Genomic DNA, 16,406 nt, shown 5'->3' with positions numbered 1-16,406 from the left:
CCGTATCGTCGTACGGCATGGAGACCAGCACCGAAAAACCCGTCGCCGCGCCGCCGGCGTCGCTCTCGCCGTCGCGCGCGAGCGATTTCATGCAGTGTCCGCTGCTGTACCGGTTCCGGGTGATCGACAAGCTGCCGGAGAAGCCGAGTGAAGCGGCTACCCGGGGCACGCTGGTCCATGCCGTTCTCGAGAGACTGTTCGACGCGCCGGCGGCGGAGCGGACGGCGCCGCGTGCCGCGTCGCTGATCCCCGGGCAGTGGGATCGGCTGCGGGAGGCGCGGCCCGAGCTGGGCGAGCTGTTCGCGGATGCGGACGAGGCGGCCGCGGGCGAGCGGATGACGCGCTGGCTGGGCGACGTGGAGCGGCTGGTGGAGCGCTGGTTCACGCTGGAGGATCCGACGCGTCTGGAGCCCGTCGAGCGGGAGCTGTTCGTGGAGGCCGAGCTGGACTCCGGTCTGAAGCTGCGCGGGATCATCGACCGGGTGGACGTGGCGCCGACGGGCGAGGTGCGCATCGTCGACTACAAGACGGGCAAGGCGCCGCGTCCCGAGTACGCCGAGGGCGCGCTGTTCCAGATGAAGTTCTACGCGCTGGTGGTGTGGCGTCTGAAGGGGGTCGTGCCGCGCCGTCTTCAGCTGGTGTACCTGGGCAGTGGTGACGTGGTGACGTACGACCCGGTGGTCGCGGACCTGGAGCGGGTGGAGCGGAAGCTGCACGCGTTGTGGGAGGCGATTCAGCAGGCGACGGTGAGTGGGGAGTGGCGGCCGAGGCCGACGAAGCTGTGTGGGTGGTGCGACCACCAGGCGGTGTGTCCGGAGTTCGGGGGGACTCCCCCGCCGTATCCGTTGCAGGTGACCGGGTCGGAGGCACCGTAGCGGCGGAAGGATCGGGGCTCCGCCCCTGAACCCCGCTCCTCAATCGCCGGAGGGGCTTGATAGTTCGGCGGACGGGGCTTGATAGCCGGCTGGAAGGGGCGGGCACGGGGTGGTGGCGTCGGGCAGGGCAGAATGGGGCGCCCGGTCTATCGAAGGAGAGTTTCGTGGCCATCCGCGTCCTACTGGTCGACGACCAGCCGCTGCTGCGTACGGGCTTCCGCATGATCCTCGAGGCCGAGCAGGACATCGCGGTCGTCGGCGAGGCCGGGGACGGCCTGCAGGCGCTGGACCAGGTGCGCGCCCTGCAACCCGACGTGGTCCTGATGGACATCCGCATGCCGCGGATGGACGGCGTGGAGGCGACCCGGCAGATCACCGGTCCCGGCAAGGACGGCCCGGCGAAGGTCCTGGTGCTGACCACGTTCGACCTGGACGAGTACGTGGTGGAGGCGTTGAAGGCAGGGGCCAGCGGCTTCCTGCTGAAGGACGCGCCCGCGGGCGAGCTGGTGCAGGCGATCCGGGTGGTCGCGGCGGGCGAGGCGATGCTGGCGCCCAGCATCACGCGCCGGCTGCTCGACAAGTACGCGGACCATCTGCCGTCGGGCGAGGAGCCCGTCCCGGACACGCTGGGCACGCTCACGGAGCGGGAGGTCGAGGTGCTGAAGCTGGTCGCGCGCGGCCTGTCGAACGCCGAGATCGCCGCCGACCTCTTCGTCAGCGAGACGACCGTGAAGACGCATGTCGGCCATGTGCTGACGAAGCTGGGCCTGCGCGACCGGGTGCAGGCGGCCGTGTACGCGTACGAGAGCGGACTGGTCCGCCCCGGCGCGCAGTGACAGCCGCCTGTCCGTCACTCAGCCCTTGCTGATCTCCCAGAAGCGGAACACGGTGGAGGCGTCGAGGCAGTTCTCCAGGCCGTACACGTCGGCGTTGGCGACGGCGTACTGCTTGGCCTGCCAGATCGGCAGGATCGGCAGCTGGTCGGCGACGATGTTCTGCAGCTGTTCGTAGCGCGGCGTCGCCGCGGAGCGGTCGCTCTGGGCGCCGGTCTCCGGGATGATCTTGCCGCTGATGGTGCTGTTCTCGTACCGGTTGTCGAGGACGTTGCCCTCGCCGAAGAACGGCTGGGTGAAGTTGTCGGGGTCCGGGTAGTCGGGCACCCAGCCCTTGACGTAGACGCCGTACTTGCCGGACTTGATGTCCCGCTCGTACTGCGCGAACTCGACGGACTTGACGTCGGCGTCGAACAGGCCGCTGGCGTTGAGCTGCTTGGCGATGGTCTTCAGCTCGGCGTCCGTGGCGGGCCCGTAGCGCGCGGGCGTGGACCACAGCGTGAGCTTGACCGGGGTGCTGATGCCGTCGGCGCGCAGCGCGGCCGCCGCCTTCGCCTTCGAGGGGCGGGACCCGTACGTGTCGAAGAAGGCGGTGTTGTGGCCGCTGATGCCCGCCGGGATGATCGAGTACAGCGACGTGGCGGTCTGGTCGTACACGTCGTCGATGAGGGCGTCGCGATCGACGAGGTACGCCATCGCCCTGCGGACGGCGAGCTTGCCGACGACCGGGTCGTCCATGTTGAAGACGAGGTGCTGGACCTCGGCGCTGGTGCCCTCGACGACGTCCAGGTCCGAGGAGCCGGACTGCTGGATGTCGGCGACGTCCTTGGCGGCGAGACCGCGGTAGGCGAGGTCGACGTTCCCGCCGACCAGCGCCTTCTTCAGGCCCGCCTGGTCGCCGTGGAAGAACTTCATGGAGACGCCGGAGTTCTTGACCTTGGCGGTGCCCTGGTACGAGGTGTTGACCGAGAAGTCGGCCTGCTTCTTGCCGAAGGAGTCCAGCTTGTACGGGCCCGAGCCGATGGCCTTGCCGTCCGTGCGGAGCTTGTCGGCGGGGTACTCGGTGTGGTCGACGATCGATCCGGCGCCCGAGGCGATCTTGCTGGGGAAGGTCGCGTCGGCGGACTTGAGCCGGAAGGTGACGGTCTTGGCGTCGGGGGTCTCGACCTTGTCCAGCATCGGGAACATGATCGCGGGGCCCGCGTCGTCATTGATCTTCATCATGCGGTCGAAGGAGAACTTGACGTCCTTCGACGTGAGCGCGTTGCCGTTGCTGAACTTCAGGCCGGAGCGCAGCGTGCAGGTGTAGACCTTGGTGGCGCTGTCGCTGAAGTGGCACTCCTTGGCGGCTTCGGGCTGCGGCTCGGTGCCTCCGTTGGGGAAGCTGAGCAGCGACTGGAAGACGTTGTTGAACAGCAGCCACGAGCCGGGGTCGTAGCCGGAGGCCGGGTCGGTGGCCTGGATGTCGTCGGACATTCCCATGACCACGGCGTCGCCGTCCGCCGCCGAGGTGCTCTCCTCGGAGCCGCAGCCGGTCAGGAGTGCCGCGGCGAGTCCCGCGCCGAGGGGCATGACCAGCCACTGGTTGGGCTTTCTCACGTACGTGCCTTGTCTTCGGTCGAGCAGAAGGGGGTGGGGGCCGGGCCCGACGGGGCCGGCCCCCGGTGGACTCAGCCGCTGACGCCGCGGCCCAGCTCCCACAGCTGAAGGATCGAGGAGGCGGACAGCGCCCATTCCACCCCGGTGATGTCGTCGCGCGAGGCCACGTACTGCTTGCCCTGCCACAGCGGGAGGACGGGCACGTCGTCGGCGACGATGTTCTGGATCTGCTGGATGCTCTTGGAGGCGGTGAGCCGGTCGGCCTCGCGGCGCTCGGCCGGGAGCAGGCTGCCGCGGATGCTCGCGTTGGCGTACGGGGACGCCAGGAAGTTGTCCTTGTCGAGGAACGGCGCGAGGAAGTTGTCGGCGTCCGGGAAGTCGGGGAACCAGCCCATGCCGTAGACGTCGTACTGGCCCTTGAGCTGGGCGTCGCGGTAGCTGTCCCAGACGTCGCCCTTGATGTCGACGTCGAAGAGGCCGCTGGAGTTGAGCTGCTTCTGGAGGAGCTCGAACTCCTTCTTCGTGGCCGGTCCGTAGTGGTCGCTCGTGTAGTGCAGGGTGAGCTTGACCGGCGTGGAGATGTTGGCCTGCTGGAGGATCGACGCGGCCTTGGCCTTGCTGGGGTCGCCGTACTTGTTGAAGAACGAGTTCTGGTGGCCGGTGATGCCGCTGGGCACGAGCGAGTACAGCGGCTCGGCGCTGGTGCCGTACACGTCGCCGGCTATCTCGCCGCGGTCGACGAGCTGCGCCATGGCCTGCCGGACGGCCTTGTCCTTGACGGTGGGCGCCTTGGTGTCGAAGCCGAGGTAGCGGATCTCCATGCCCGGCATCTCGACGAGGTTCACGTTCTTCGGCGGGTTCGCCGAGTACTTCCTGATCTGCTCGGGCGACATGGTGCGGGTCATCATGTCGATGTCGCCCTTCTCCAGGGCCTGGCCCATGGAGTCGGCGCTCGTGTACGAGACCAGCTCGACCTTGTCGTTCTTCGGCTTCAACTGCCCCTTGTAGTGGGGGTTCTTGGTGAAGACGGTCTTGACGACGGCGTCGTTCTTGACCTGGGCCTTGAGCGTGTACGGGCCGGAGCTGTTCACCTTGAAGCCGGTGCGCAGCTTGTTCTTCGCGTAGTCGTCGGGGTCGACGATGCCGGCGGTGGGCGTGGCCAGCTTGTACGGGAACGTGGCGTCCGGGGACTTGAGGTGGAAGATCACGTCGCGGTCGCCCTGGGTCTCGATCGTGTCGATCGAGGAGAGCAGGCCGTAGGAGCCGCTGTCGCTCTTGATGGTGCGGACCCGGTCGATGGAGTACTTCACATCGGCGGCGGTGATCGGCGTACCGTCGGCGAACTTGAGGTCCTTGCGGAGCTTGCACGCGTAGCGCTCGCTGCCGCTGTCGGAGAATATGCAGCTCTGGGCGGCCTCGGGCACGGGGTCGCCGCTGCCGTTGCGCGGCATCGCCATGAGCGTCTGCACGGTCTGGCGCAGCACGTTCCAGGAGCCGGTGTCGTAGGCGTACGCGGGGTCGAACGGCGCGGGCACCTTGCCGGAGGCGATGAACCGGTCCGTGGTGCCCACCTTGATCGCGTCGCCGCCCGCGCCTCCGCTGTCGGACCCGCCGCACGCGGCGAGCACGGGGGCCAGCAGGCCGATCACGGCCGGCAGCACCAAAGTCTTGCGGTTCATGCTCGAAGTTCTCCAGAGCTGTTGAACCCGTCGGCCCGGCGTGAGGGGTGGGACGCGTGGGCGGCGGGAGGGGTACGGCGATGTTCTCGCGACGAGATTAATGCGCGTGCCGCCGGGGTTCGCGGGCGCGGGAGAGGGCCGCCCATCACGCTGTGGAATCAGGCGTGGACGCACCGAAAACACCTCAGGAGGAAGGTTCCTCTCAGGGGGTGGCCAATCGGGACACAAGGTCACTGCACGACGCACGGAAAGCGGTCACCGAGCATGCGCCCGACGGCCTGTCGACCCTCGGGAACGTGGGAAAGGTCACAGCGTCAACCGTGTGGGCGGGCGCACCGATTCAGCCACCCCCGCAGGCTTCAGGACGTCATGAGCCCTTGGAGGAAAGGCACGTTGACGTGTTCCAGGGAGTGGACGACGGTGCGGCGCGGCGCGGGCTCGATGGGGGCGACGGAGGGCACGGCGACGACGTGGCAGCCCGCCGCCTCCGCCGAGGTGACGCCGGTGGCGGTGTCCTCGATGACGGCGCAGCGGGCGGGTTCGGCGCCGAGGCCGGCGGCGGCGAGGAGGTACGGGTCGGGGTGCGGCTTGGTGCGGGACACCTCGTCGCCGGCGACGGTGAGCCGGAAGTGGTGCGTGCCGATCGAGTCGAGGACGCGGTCGATGATGCGGCGGTGGGAGGCGGAGACGAGGGCCGCGGGCACGCCGTGCGCGGCGAGTTCGGCGAGGAGTCTCGCGGCACCGGGCATCAGCGGCAGCGACCGGCTGATGCGCTTCTCGAAGCCGTCGTTGAGCAGCACGGTCAGCTCGGGCAGCGTGATGTCGGCGCCGGTGGCCTCGATGAGGAAGCCGGCGCTGCGGGTCATGGGCCCGCCGACGACGATGTGGCGCCAGGCCTCGTCGAGGGTGTGGCCGAGTTCGGCGAAGACGGCCTTCTCGGCGTCCCACCAGAAGCCCTCGGTGTCGACGAGTGTGCCGTCCATGTCCAGGAGCACGGCCTGGAGCGTGGAACCGTCGGCCGTTCGGGTGCCGAGTGCGGGGACCGTACTGGTCATCCGTACACCTCCATGAGGGACGAAGAGGCCGGTTGCCCCCTTTCGAGCTCAAGGGCAACCGGCCTGCGCTGGACCGACAAGTGTACGACTCGGAGGAACTACCGCATTACCGAGCGTTGAAGTACTTCGCCTCGGGGTGGTGGATGACGATGGCGTCGGTGGACTGCTCGGGGTGGAGCTGGAACTCCTCGCTGAGCTGGACGCCGATCCGCTCCGGCTCCAGGAGGTCGGCGATCTTCGCGCGGTCCTCCAGGTTCGGGCAGGCGCCGTAGCCGAGGGAGAAGCGGGCGCCCCGGTACTTCAGGGCGAACATGTCCTCCATCTCCGCCGGGTCCTCGCCGGAGAAGCCCAGCTCGGAGCGGACGCGGGCGTGCCAGTACTCGGCGAGCGCCTCGGCCAACTGCACGGACAGTCCGTGCAGTTCGAGGTAGTCGCGGTAGGAGTCGGACGCGAACAGCTTCGCCGTCTCCTCGCCGATCCGCGAGCCGACGGTGACGACCTGGAGGCCGACCACGTCGGTCTCGCCGGACTCCTCGGGCCGGAAGAAGTCCGCGAGGCACAGGCGGCGGCCGCGGCGCTGGCGCGGGAACGTGAACCGGGTCCGCTCGTTGCCCGCGTCGTCCAGGATGATCAGGTCGTCGCCCTTGGACACGCACGGGAAGTAGCCGTGCACGACGGCCGCTTCGAGCATGTTGTCGGTGTGCAGCTTGTCGAGCCAGCCGCGCAGCCGCGGACGGCCCTCGGACTCCACCAGCTCCTCGTACGAGGGCCCGTCGCCGGTGCGGGCCTGGCGCAGGCCCCACTGGCCCTTGAAGAGGGCGCCCTCGTCGAGCCAGGACGCGTACTCCTTGAGCTGGATGCCCTTGATGACGCGGGTGCCCCAGAACGGCGGCTCGGGCACGGGGTTGTCGATGGCGACGTCGGAGCGCACGGGGCCCTCGTCGGGCGTCTCCTCGACCACGACGTCGCGCTTCGGGACCCGGCGCTGCTTCAGTTCCGGGAGGGTGGCGCCGGGAACGCCGCGCTTGACCGCGATCAGGGCGTCCATCAGGCGCAGGCCCTCGAACGCGTCCCGGGCGTAGCGGACTTCGCCCTCGTAGATCTCGTGCAGGTCCTGCTCGACGTAGGCGCGGGTGAGGGCGGCGCCGCCGAGGATGACGGGGAAGTCGGCGGCCATCTTGCGCTGGTTGAGCTCCTCCAGGTTCTCCTTCATGATCACCGTGGACTTCACCAGCAGCCCCGACATGCCGATCACGTCCGCGCGGTGCTCGGCAGCGGCGTCCAGGATCGCCGAGACCGGCTGCTTGATGCCCAGATTGACCACGTTGTAGCCGTTGTTCGACAGGATGATGTCGACGAGGTTCTTGCCGATGTCGTGGACATCGCCGCGCACCGTGGCCAGCACGATGGTGCCCTTGCCCTCGGAGTCGGACTTCTCCATGTGCGGCTCCAGGTAGGCCACCGCGTTCTTCATCACCTCGGCGGACTGGAGGACGAACGGCAGCTGCATCTGGCCGGAACCGAACAGCTCACCGACGACCTTCATGCCCTCCAGGAGGGTGTCGTTGACGATGTCCAGCGCGGGCCGGTCCGCCAGCGCGTCGTCGAGATCCTGTTCGAGACCGTTCTTCTCGCCGTCGATGATGCGCCGCTGAAGACGCTCCTCCAGCGGCAGCGCCGCCAACTCCTCGGCCTTGCCCGCCTTGAGGGACTTCGCGGTGGCGCCCTCGAACAGGGCCATCAGCTTCTGCAGCGGGTCGTAGCCCTCGGCGCGCCGGTCGTAGATCAGGTCCAGGGCGGTGGTGACCTGCTCCTCGTCGAACCGGGCGATCGGCAGGATCTTCGAGGCGTGCACGATCGCCGAGTCCAGTCCTGCCTTCACGCACTCGTCCAGGAAGACCGAGTTCAGCACGATGCGGGCGGCCGGGTTGAGGCCGAACGAGATGTTCGACAGGCCCAGCGTCGTCTGCACATCCGGGTGGCGCCGCTTCAGCTCCCCGATCGCCTCAATCGTCGCGATACCGTCCTTGCGGGACTCCTCCTGGCCCGTGCAGATCGTGAACGTCAGGCAGTCGATGAGGATGTCCGACTCCCGGATCCCCCAGTTCCCCGTCAGGTCCTCGATCAGCCGCTCGGCGATGGCGACCTTGTGCTCCGGGGTGCGGGCCTGGCCCTCCTCGTCGATGGTCAGCGCGATCAGCGCGGCGCCGTGCTCCTGCGCCAGCCGCGTCACCTTCGCGAACCGGGACTCCGGGCCGTCGCCGTCCTCGTAGTTGACCGAGTTGATGACCGCACGCCCGCCCAGCTTCTCCAACCCGGCCTGGATGACATCGACCTCGGTCGAGTCCAGCACGATCGGCAGCGTCGAGGCGGTGGCGAAACGCCCCGCCAGCTCCTGCATGTCGGCGACGCCGTCCCGGCCCACGTAGTCCACGCACAGGTCCAGCATGTGCGCGCCCTCGCGGATCTGGTCGCGCGCCATCTCCACGCAGTCGTCCCAGCGCGCCTCCAGCATGGCCTCGCGGAACTTCTTCGACCCGTTGGCATTCGTGCGCTCACCGATCGCCATGTACGCGGTGTCCTGGCGGAACGGCACCGTCTGGTACAGCGACGCGGCGCCCGGCTCGGGCTGCGGGGTGCGGGGCGTGGGCTCGGTGCCGCGGACGCGCTCGACGACCTGGCGCAGGTGCTCGGGCGTGGAGCCGCAGCAGCCGCCGATGAGCTGGAGGCCGAAGTCGCGGACGAACGTCTCGTGGGCGTCGGCCATCTCCGGCGGCGTGAGCGGGAAGTGCGCGCCGTCGCTGGTGAGGACGGGCAGGCCGGCGTTGGGCATGCACATCAGCGGCGTCTGCGAGTGGCGGGCGAGGTAGCGCAGGTGCTCGCTCATCTCGGCCGGGCCCGTGGAGCAGTTGAGACCGATGAGGTCGATGCCGAGCGGTTCGAGGGCGGTGAGCGCGGCGCCGATCTCGGAGCCCAGCAGCATGACGCCGGTGGTCTCGAAGGCCAGCGAACACACCAGCGGAACCGAGACACCGAGGGCGTCCATGGCGCGGCGGGCGCCGATGAGGCTGGACTTCGTCTGGAGGAGGTCCTGCGTGGTCTCGACGATCAGTGCGTCGGCGCCGCCCGCGAGCAGCCCTTCGGCGTTCTGCTGGTAGCCGTCGCGGATCGTGGCGTAGTCGATGTGGCCGAGGGAGGGCAGCTTGGTGCCGGGTCCGATCGAGCCGAGGACCCAGCGGGTGCGGCCGTCCTTGGCGGCGAACTCGTCGGCGACCTCGCGGGCGATGCGGGCACCCGATTCGGACAGTTCGTGGATCCGGTGGGCGATGTCGTACTCGCTGGCGGCCGTGTGGTTCGCGCCGAACGTGTTCGTCTCGACGCAGTCCACGCCCACGGCGTAGTACTCCTCGTGCACGGAGCGCACGATGTCGGGCCGGGTGAGGTTGAGGATCTCGTTGCAGCCCTCGAGGTTCTCGAAGTCCTCAAGGGTGGGGTCCTGCGCCTGGAGCATGGTGCCCATCGCCCCGTCGGCCACCACGACGCGGGTGGCGAGGGCTTCTCGGAGGGCGTCCACGCGGGCGCGGGAATCGGTTGCGGGCGTAGGCAACGAGGCCATGAAAGAGCTCCCTGGGTGCGACGGCTGTCGGCTTTGCGGCTCCTCTTGCCGGAGGCGCACCCGGTCAGGGTAACGGGGACGATGGTCCCGTCGTGAGGACGTCCACGGGCCGGAACGCCGCGCGCGTGTCGTGGCCGAAAGTGTGCGAAGGAAATAATGGCGCACGCCGCGCTCGCAGGAGGTCGGCAACGACCGATACTGTTCAGCATTGCCGAACGTCGCACGGTGACCCCAGCCGGTGAGCCAGTCAGCGAGAAGAACCGAGGGAGGAAGGGACCGCGATGGCACGCAACATCCAGTCGCTCGAACGGGCCGCGGCCATGCTCCGGTTGCTGGCGGGCGGCGAGCGACGCCTTGGCCTCTCGGACATCGCCGCCGCTCTCGGCCTCGCCAAGGGCACGGCGCACGGCATCCTGCGCACCTTGCAGGCCGAGGGCTTCGTGGAGCAGGACTCCGCCTCGGGCCGCTACCAGCTGGGCGCCGAGCTGCTGCGTCTGGGCAACAGCTACCTGGACGTGCACGAGCTGCGGGCCCGCGCGCTGGTGTGGACGGACGACCTGGCCCGTTCCAGCGGCGAGGCGGTCTACCTGGGCGTGCTGCACCAGGGCGGCGTGCTGATCGTGCACCACGTCTTCCGGCCCGACGACAGCCGGCAGGTCCTGGAGGTCGGCGCGATGCAGCCGCTGCACTCCACGGCCCTGGGCAAGGTGCTGTCCGCGTACGACCCCGTGGCGCACAGCGAGGTACTGGAGGCCGAGCGCAAGGACTTCACGGCGCGGACGGTGTGCGACACCGGCGACCTGGAGGCGATGTTCGACCTCACCCGCGCGCGCGGGTACGCCGCCGACGTCGAGGAGACCTGGGAGGGCGTCGCCTCCGTCGCGGCGCCGATCCACGACCGGCACCGGATGCCGGTGGGCGCCGTCGGCATCACCGGCGCCGTGGAGCGCGTGTGCCGGGACGCCGAGGACGGGACGCCGGTGGGCCTGCGGCCCGAGCTGATCGCGGCGGTGCGCGACTGCGCCCGTGCCGTCTCCCGCGACCTGGGCGCCAGCCGCTTCTGAAGCGCGGCCGCGAGGCCTCGAGGTGCAGGGTGCACCGATCCGAGTGACCATCGTTGAACGCCCCACGGTCTGCGCCCCACCTGGGCAGGCCGACCACCGCAAGCGATCAATAACGATCGCGCATTCGACAAGAGATCCCTTGACGAGCCGGGAACCGCAGAGCGAGACTCGCGTCCATCGGTCGGCATTGTCGAACACCTACCGGCAATACGCGTTAGAGTGTCAGCAGGCCAGACCGGACCCGACCCTCGCCTGAGGGTCTCGGACCACCGGAGAGGGACCCGGGAGGTTCGTTACTCGGGTTATCCCCTGGACGAAGGACAAAGGAGTCGCGGGTGTCCAGCCACGACATCTTCCTCGGCGAGACCATCGGTACCGCCATATTGGTTCTGTTGGGCGGTGGCGTGTGCGCCGCCGTCACCTTCAAGCGCTCGAAGGCGTTCAACGCCGGATGGGTCGCCATCGCGTTCGGCTGGGGCTTCGCGGTCATGACCGCCGCCTACATGACGGGGGCCGTCTCCGGCGCCCACCTGAACCCCGCGGTCACCGTCGGCCTCGCCATCGAGGGCGGCACCAAATGGAGCGACGTACCGCTCTACCTGGTCTCGCAGCTCTTCGGCGCCATGATCGGCGCGGCTCTCGTCTGGCTCGCGTACTACGGGCAGTTCCAGGCCCACCTCACCGACCCCGAGGTGCTCGCCGCGCACAACGGCCCCGACGGCGACGAGGGTCTCGTCGACCCGAAGGCCGCGCCCGAGGCGGGCCCCGTGCTCGGCATCTTCTCCACCGGTCCGGAGATCCGGATCCCCTGGCAGAACCTCCTCACGGAGATCATCGCCACGATCGTGCTGGTCCTGGCCATCCTCACGCAGGGCCTGAACGCGGACGGCAACGGCCTCGGCGTCCTCGGCGCCCTCATCACCGCGTTCGTCGTCGTCAGCATCGGTCTCTCCCTCGGCGGCCCCACGGGCTACGCCATCAACCCGGTCCGTGACCTCGGCCCGCGCATCGTCCACGCGCTGCTCCCGTTGCCCAACAAGGGCGGCTCGGACTGGTCGTACGCCTGGATCCCGGTGGTCGGCCCGCTCATCGGCGGTGCCCTCGCCGGCTTCCTCTACAAGCTGTTCTGAGCGACGCCACCGAGACCGACCCCTTCCGTAACGACGAGGAGCACACCCCGTGACCGACGCACACACCACCGGCCCCTTCATCGCGGCGATCGACCAGGGCACCACGTCCAGCCGCTGCATCGTGTTCGACAAGGACGGCCGGATCGTCTCCGTCGACCAGAAGGAGCACGAGCAGATCTTCCCGAAGCCGGGCTGGGTCGAGCACGACGCGAACGAGATCTGGGCCAACGTCCAGGAGGTCGTCGCCGGAGCCGTCACCAAGGCCGGCATCACCCGCGACGACATCAAGGCCATCGGCATCACCAACCAGCGCGAGACGACGCTGCTCTGGGACAAGAACACCGGTGAGCCCGTCCACAACGCCATCGTCTGGCAGGACACCCGCACCGACGCCCTGTGCAAGGAGCTCGGCCGCAACGTCGGCCAGGACCGCTTCCGCCGCGAGACGGGCCTGCCACTCGCGTCGTACTTCGCCGGTCCGAAGGCCCGCTGGCTGCTCGACAACGTCGAGGGCCTGCGCGAGCGCGCCGAGCGCGGCGACATCCTGTTCGGCACGATGGACACCTGGGTCATCTGGAACCTGACGGGCGGTGTCAACGGCGGCAAGCACTACACCGACGTCACCAACGCCTCCCGCACGCTCCTGATGAACCTGCACGAGATGAAGTGGGACGAGCGCATCTGCCACTCCATCGGCGTCCCGATGGAGATGCTGCCGGAGATCCACTCCTCCGCCGAGGTCTACGGCGAGGTCACCGGCGGCAAGCTCGGCGACCTGCTCGGCGGCATCCCGGTCGCCTCGGCACTCGGTGACCAGCAGGCGGCCCTGTTCGGCCAGACCTGTTTCGCCGAGGGCGAGGCCAAGTCCACGTACGGCACCGGCACGTTCATGCTGATGAACACCGCCGACAAGGCCATCAACTCGTACTCGGGCCTGCTGACCACGGTCGGCTACCAGATCGGTGACCAGAAGCCGGTCTACGCGCTCGAGGGCTCGATCGCCGTCACGGGCTCTCTGGTGCAGTGGATGCGCGACCAGATGGGCCTGATCAAGTCGGCCGCCGAGATCGAGACGCTGGCGTCCTCGGTCGAGGACAACGGCGGCGCGTACTTCGTGCCCGCCTTCTCCGGCCTGTTCGCCCCGTACTGGCGCTCCGACGCGCGCGGTGTCATCGCGGGCCTCACCCGCTACGTCACCAAGGCGCACCTCGCGCGCGCCGTGCTGGAAGCCACCGCCTGGCAGACCCGCGAGATCACGGACGCCATGACGAAGGACTCCGGCGTCGAGCTGACCGCGCTGAAGGTCGACGGCGGCATGACCTCCAACAACCTGCTGATGCAGACCCTCTCGGACTTCCTGGACGCGCCCGTGGTGCGTCCGATGGTCGCCGAGACGACCTGCCTCGGCGCCGCCTACGCCGCCGGTCTCGCCGTCGGCTTCTGGTCCAACACCGACGAACTGCGCGCCAACTGGCGCCGGGCCGCCGAGTGGACCCCCCGCATGGACGCGGCCACCCGCGACCGTGAGTACAAGAACTGGCTCAAGGCCGTGCAGCGGTCCATGAGCTGGCTCGAAGACAGCTCTGTCGAGGAGTAACACCCCACCATGAGTACCCAGTCCACCCTGAAGACCGTGCCTGCCCTCGGAACGCACCCGGTCGCCGGCTCCAACCCGAGCCGCGCCGAGACCCGCGAGCAGCTTTCCAAGGCGACGTACGACCTCCTGGTCATCGGCGGCGGCATCCTGGGCATCTCCACTGCCTGGCATGCGGCGCAGTCCGGTCTCAGGGTGGCCCTGGTCGACGCCGGCGACTTCGCCGGCGCCACGTCCTCCGCGTCCTCGAAGCTGCTCCACGGAGGCCTGCGCTACCTCCAGACCGGTGCGGTGAAGCTGGTCGCGGAGAACCACTTCGAGCGGCGCGCGGTGTCCCGCAACGTGGCCCCGCACCTCGCCAACCCCCTCACCTTCTACCTGCCCGTCTACAAGGGCGGCCCGCACGGCGCGGCCAAGCTGGGCGCGGGTGTCTTCGCGTACTCGGCGCTGTCCGCGTTCGGCGACGGCGTCGGGCACCTGCTGTCCCCCGCGAAGGCGCAGCAGGACGTGCCGGAGCTGCGGACCGAGGGCCTCAAGGCCGTCGCCGTGTACGGCGACGACCAGATGAACGACGCGCGGATGGCGCTGATGACCGTGCGCGCGGCCGTCGACGCGGGCGCCGTCGTTCTCAACCACTCCGAGGTCACGGGACTTCGGTTCACCAACGGCCGGGTCACCGGCGCGGAGTTGAAGGACCGGACGAGCGGTGACGAGTTCGGCGTCAACGCCCGCCTCGTGCTGAACGCGACCGGCCCGTGGGTCGACCACCTGCGCAAGATGGAGGACCCGAACTCGGCGCCGTCCATCCGCCTGTCCAAGGGCGCGCACCTGGTCATGAAGCGGACCTCGCCGTGGAAGGCCGCGCTCGCGACCCCGATCGACAAGTACCGCATCACCTTCGCCCTCCCCTGGGAGGACATGCTGCTGCTCGGCACGACCGACGAGGAGTACGAGGGCGACCCGGCCGATGTCTCGGTCACCGAGAAGGACATCGACCAGATCCTCGACGAGGCGGCGTTCTCGGTACGGGACCAGCAGCTCAAGCGGGAGCTGATGACGTACTCGTTCGCCGGTCTGCGGGTGCTGCCGGGTGGTCCCGGTGACACGTCGAAGGCGAAGCGGGAGACGGTCGTCACCGAGGGCCGCGGCGGCATGCTGTCGGTGTCGGGCGGCAAGTGGACGACGTTCCGGCACATCGGCCGTACGGTGATGAAGAAGCTGGAGTCGCTGCCGGGGCACCCGCTGGGTGACGACTACGAGCCGATCAGCTCGCTGCCGAGCAAGCTGCCGCTGCCGGGCATCGCCAATCCGCGGGCCGTCGCGCACCGGCTGCTCGTGGACAGCCCGGCGCCGGGGCCGCGGATGGGTGCGGACACGGCGAAGCACCTGGCGACGCATTACGGGTCGCTGTCCTTCGACATCGCGCGGCTCGCGAACGAGAACCCGGAGCTCGGCGAGCGGGTGCACCCCGATGCGCCGGAGATCTGGGCGCAGGTCGTGTACGCGCGGGACCACGAGTGGGCGGAGACGCAGGACGACGTGTTGCGGCGGCGGACGACGTTGACGATTCGCGGTCTGGACACGGATGAGGTGCGGTCCAAGGTGCAGGATCTGCTCGACAAGAAGTAGTCCTGCGGACAGAGAGGGGCGGCTCCCACGGGGGAGCCGCCCCTTTCGTTGTCACCTGTGCCGGGGTTGCGGTCTCGGGGCTCTGCCCCGGACCCCGCGCCTCAATCGCCGGCGAGGCTTGAAGGGTCGTCCGACTCCAGGATGGAGTGTTCCAACTTGCCCAGGAGGCGGGCCAGTTGGCGGCGTTCGGCCGGGGAGATGCCGGCGAGCATGCGTTCCTCGTTGGCGAGGTGGTCGGCGAAGACCTCGTCGACCTTGGCGAGGCCCTCGTCGGTGAGGCGGGAGTAGACGACGCGGCGGTCCTCGGCGTCGCGTTCGCGGACGATCAGGCCGTCCTTCTCCAGGCGGTCCATGCGCAGCGTGACACCGGCCGACGAGACGAGGCCCGAGTCGGCGAGCTGCCCGGCGGTGAGCCGGTAGGGCTTGCCGGCGCGGCGCAGCGCGGTCAGCACGTCGAAGCCGGCGACGGACAGACCGTGCCGCTCGATCGAGGCGTTGAGCTTGGTGTTGTAGCGCAGGAACGAGCGGTGCAGACGGGCCAGGACCTCAAGGGGGCCGGTGTCGAGTTCGGGCCGCTCGCGCGCCCAGTCCGCCACGATCTGTGTCACGGCGTCCTGCCGCTTCCCCTTGCGCTCGGCCATCCCGTCCCCTCGCCTCACATCGCATGCCTCATGGGCGGGCGTGAAGTGTTACGCCCCTGAAAATTCTACCCCTGAAGCGATCTCGGACGACCGTCAGCAGTATCACCGCCGCGAGGGCGGCGGCGGCCGGAACGGCGGCCTTCTTGAGGAGTACGGGGAGCGCGGCGGCGCCCAGGTCGACGGCTTCCGGCTCCGCGGGCGTCGCGGGGGCGGCGGGCGTCGCTTCGGGGGCCGTCATCAACGCGGCCAGCCGGTCGGCGAATTGGCCGACGATGCGGTCGCCGACCTCGGTCATGATGCCGCGCCCGAACTGGGCGGGGCGGCCCGTGATGTCGAGGTCGGTGCGGACGCGGACGCGGGTGCCCGCGGGGTCGGCGACGAGTTCCGCGGTGACGGTCGCGGAGGCGGTGCCCGCGCCGCGGGTCTCGCTCCCGCTGAGGTCGAGCCGCATGCTGCGGGCGGCCTCGTCGCGGGTCACGGTGCCTTCGCCCCGGTAACTCATCTGCACCGCGCCGACCTTGACCTTCACGCGGCCGGTGAAGGTGTCCCCGTCGAGGGTGTCGAGGGCCGCGCCCGGCATGCAGGGAGCGACCCGGTGGAGGTCGTGGAAGAGCTTCCAGGCGTCGTCCGGCGCGGCCGGGACGGTGAAGGTGTGGTCGAGTCGCATGCTGTCGAGGTCTTCCGTTCGTGG

Annotated in this window: 12 protein-coding genes; 6 read left to right on the top strand and 6 right to left on the bottom strand. The window is 69.3% G+C overall.

Features of this window, described 5'->3' with window-relative positions:
- The first annotated feature begins 17 nt into the window (after window positions 1–17).
- Both ACYBSK_RS10610 and ACYBSK_RS10605 read left to right on the top strand, forming a co-directional pair.
- Entirely contained in the window at window positions 18–875 is an 858-nt protein-coding gene (locus tag ACYBSK_RS10610; protein ID WP_457476646.1) for a RecB family exonuclease, read from the top strand.
- A gap of 164 nt (window positions 876–1,039) precedes the next feature.
- Window positions 1,040–1,711: a response regulator gene (locus tag ACYBSK_RS10605; protein WP_457476645.1), complete on the top strand. Its 672-nt coding sequence runs from the start codon at window positions 1,040–1,042 to the stop codon at window positions 1,709–1,711.
- Between the two features lie 18 nt (window positions 1,712–1,729).
- Here ACYBSK_RS10605 and ACYBSK_RS10600 read toward each other — a convergent pair whose 3' ends face one another.
- The 4 genes from ACYBSK_RS10600 to metH all read right to left on the bottom strand — a co-directional run bounded on the left by ACYBSK_RS10600 (window position 1,730) and on the right by metH (window position 9,657).
- Window positions 1,730–3,280 carry an ABC transporter substrate-binding protein gene (locus tag ACYBSK_RS10600; RefSeq protein WP_457481705.1) on the bottom strand — a complete coding sequence of 517 codons (1,551 nt, stop codon included), beginning with the start codon at window positions 3,278–3,280 and terminating at the stop codon, window positions 1,730–1,732.
- 98 nt (window positions 3,281–3,378) lie between these two features.
- Window positions 3,379–4,986: an ABC transporter substrate-binding protein gene (locus tag ACYBSK_RS10595; RefSeq protein WP_460245898.1), complete on the bottom strand. Its 1,608-nt coding sequence runs from the start codon at window positions 4,984–4,986 to the stop codon at window positions 3,379–3,381.
- A gap of 359 nt (window positions 4,987–5,345) precedes the next feature.
- Window positions 5,346–6,041: an HAD family hydrolase gene (locus ACYBSK_RS10590; protein WP_457476643.1), complete on the bottom strand. Its 696-nt coding sequence runs from the start codon at window positions 6,039–6,041 to the stop codon at window positions 5,346–5,348.
- 106 nt (window positions 6,042–6,147) lie between these two features.
- Window positions 6,148–9,657, bottom strand: a complete 3,510-nt coding sequence (metH, locus tag ACYBSK_RS10585; RefSeq protein ID WP_460245897.1) for a methionine synthase — start codon at window positions 9,655–9,657, stop codon at window positions 6,148–6,150.
- 281 nt (window positions 9,658–9,938) lie between these two features.
- Between metH and ACYBSK_RS10580 the strand changes: the two genes are divergently transcribed.
- The 4 genes from ACYBSK_RS10580 (at window position 9,939) to ACYBSK_RS10565 (ending at window position 15,074) form a co-directional block, all read left to right on the top strand.
- Complete coding sequence (locus tag ACYBSK_RS10580; protein WP_457476641.1) at window positions 9,939–10,721, top strand: IclR family transcriptional regulator; 783 nt, start codon at window positions 9,939–9,941, stop codon at window positions 10,719–10,721.
- A gap of 335 nt (window positions 10,722–11,056) precedes the next feature.
- The gene (locus ACYBSK_RS10575) at window positions 11,057–11,851 is read left to right on the top strand and encodes an MIP/aquaporin family protein (protein ID WP_457476640.1); all 795 of its coding nucleotides are present in this window, start codon (window positions 11,057–11,059) and stop codon (window positions 11,849–11,851) included.
- A 49-nt stretch (window positions 11,852–11,900) separates the two neighbouring features.
- Complete coding sequence (gene glpK, locus ACYBSK_RS10570) at window positions 11,901–13,448, top strand: glycerol kinase GlpK (RefSeq protein ID WP_457476639.1); 1,548 nt, start codon at window positions 11,901–11,903, stop codon at window positions 13,446–13,448.
- 9 nt (window positions 13,449–13,457) lie between these two features.
- Window positions 13,458–15,074 (top strand): glycerol-3-phosphate dehydrogenase/oxidase, encoded by a 1,617-nt coding sequence (locus ACYBSK_RS10565; protein ID WP_460245896.1) that lies wholly within the window; start codon window positions 13,458–13,460, stop codon window positions 15,072–15,074.
- 101 nt (window positions 15,075–15,175) lie between these two features.
- Here the strand turns inward: ACYBSK_RS10565 and ACYBSK_RS10560 are convergent, their stop codons facing one another.
- Both ACYBSK_RS10560 and ACYBSK_RS10555 read right to left on the bottom strand, forming a co-directional pair.
- The gene (locus ACYBSK_RS10560; RefSeq protein ID WP_460245895.1) at window positions 15,176–15,715 is read right to left on the bottom strand and encodes a MarR family winged helix-turn-helix transcriptional regulator; all 540 of its coding nucleotides are present in this window, start codon (window positions 15,713–15,715) and stop codon (window positions 15,176–15,178) included.
- Between the two features lie 28 nt (window positions 15,716–15,743).
- On the bottom strand, window positions 15,744–16,382 hold the full coding sequence (locus ACYBSK_RS10555) for an SRPBCC family protein (RefSeq protein ID WP_460245894.1): 639 nt from the start codon (window positions 16,380–16,382) through the stop codon (window positions 15,744–15,746).
- Window positions 16,383–16,406: the final 24 nt, after the last annotated feature.

It is taken from the genome of Streptomyces sp. BYX5S, from assembly GCF_054724165.1.
The sequence above is the reverse complement of the archived record's forward strand: the minus strand, read 5'-3'. Positions and strand labels throughout refer to the sequence as shown.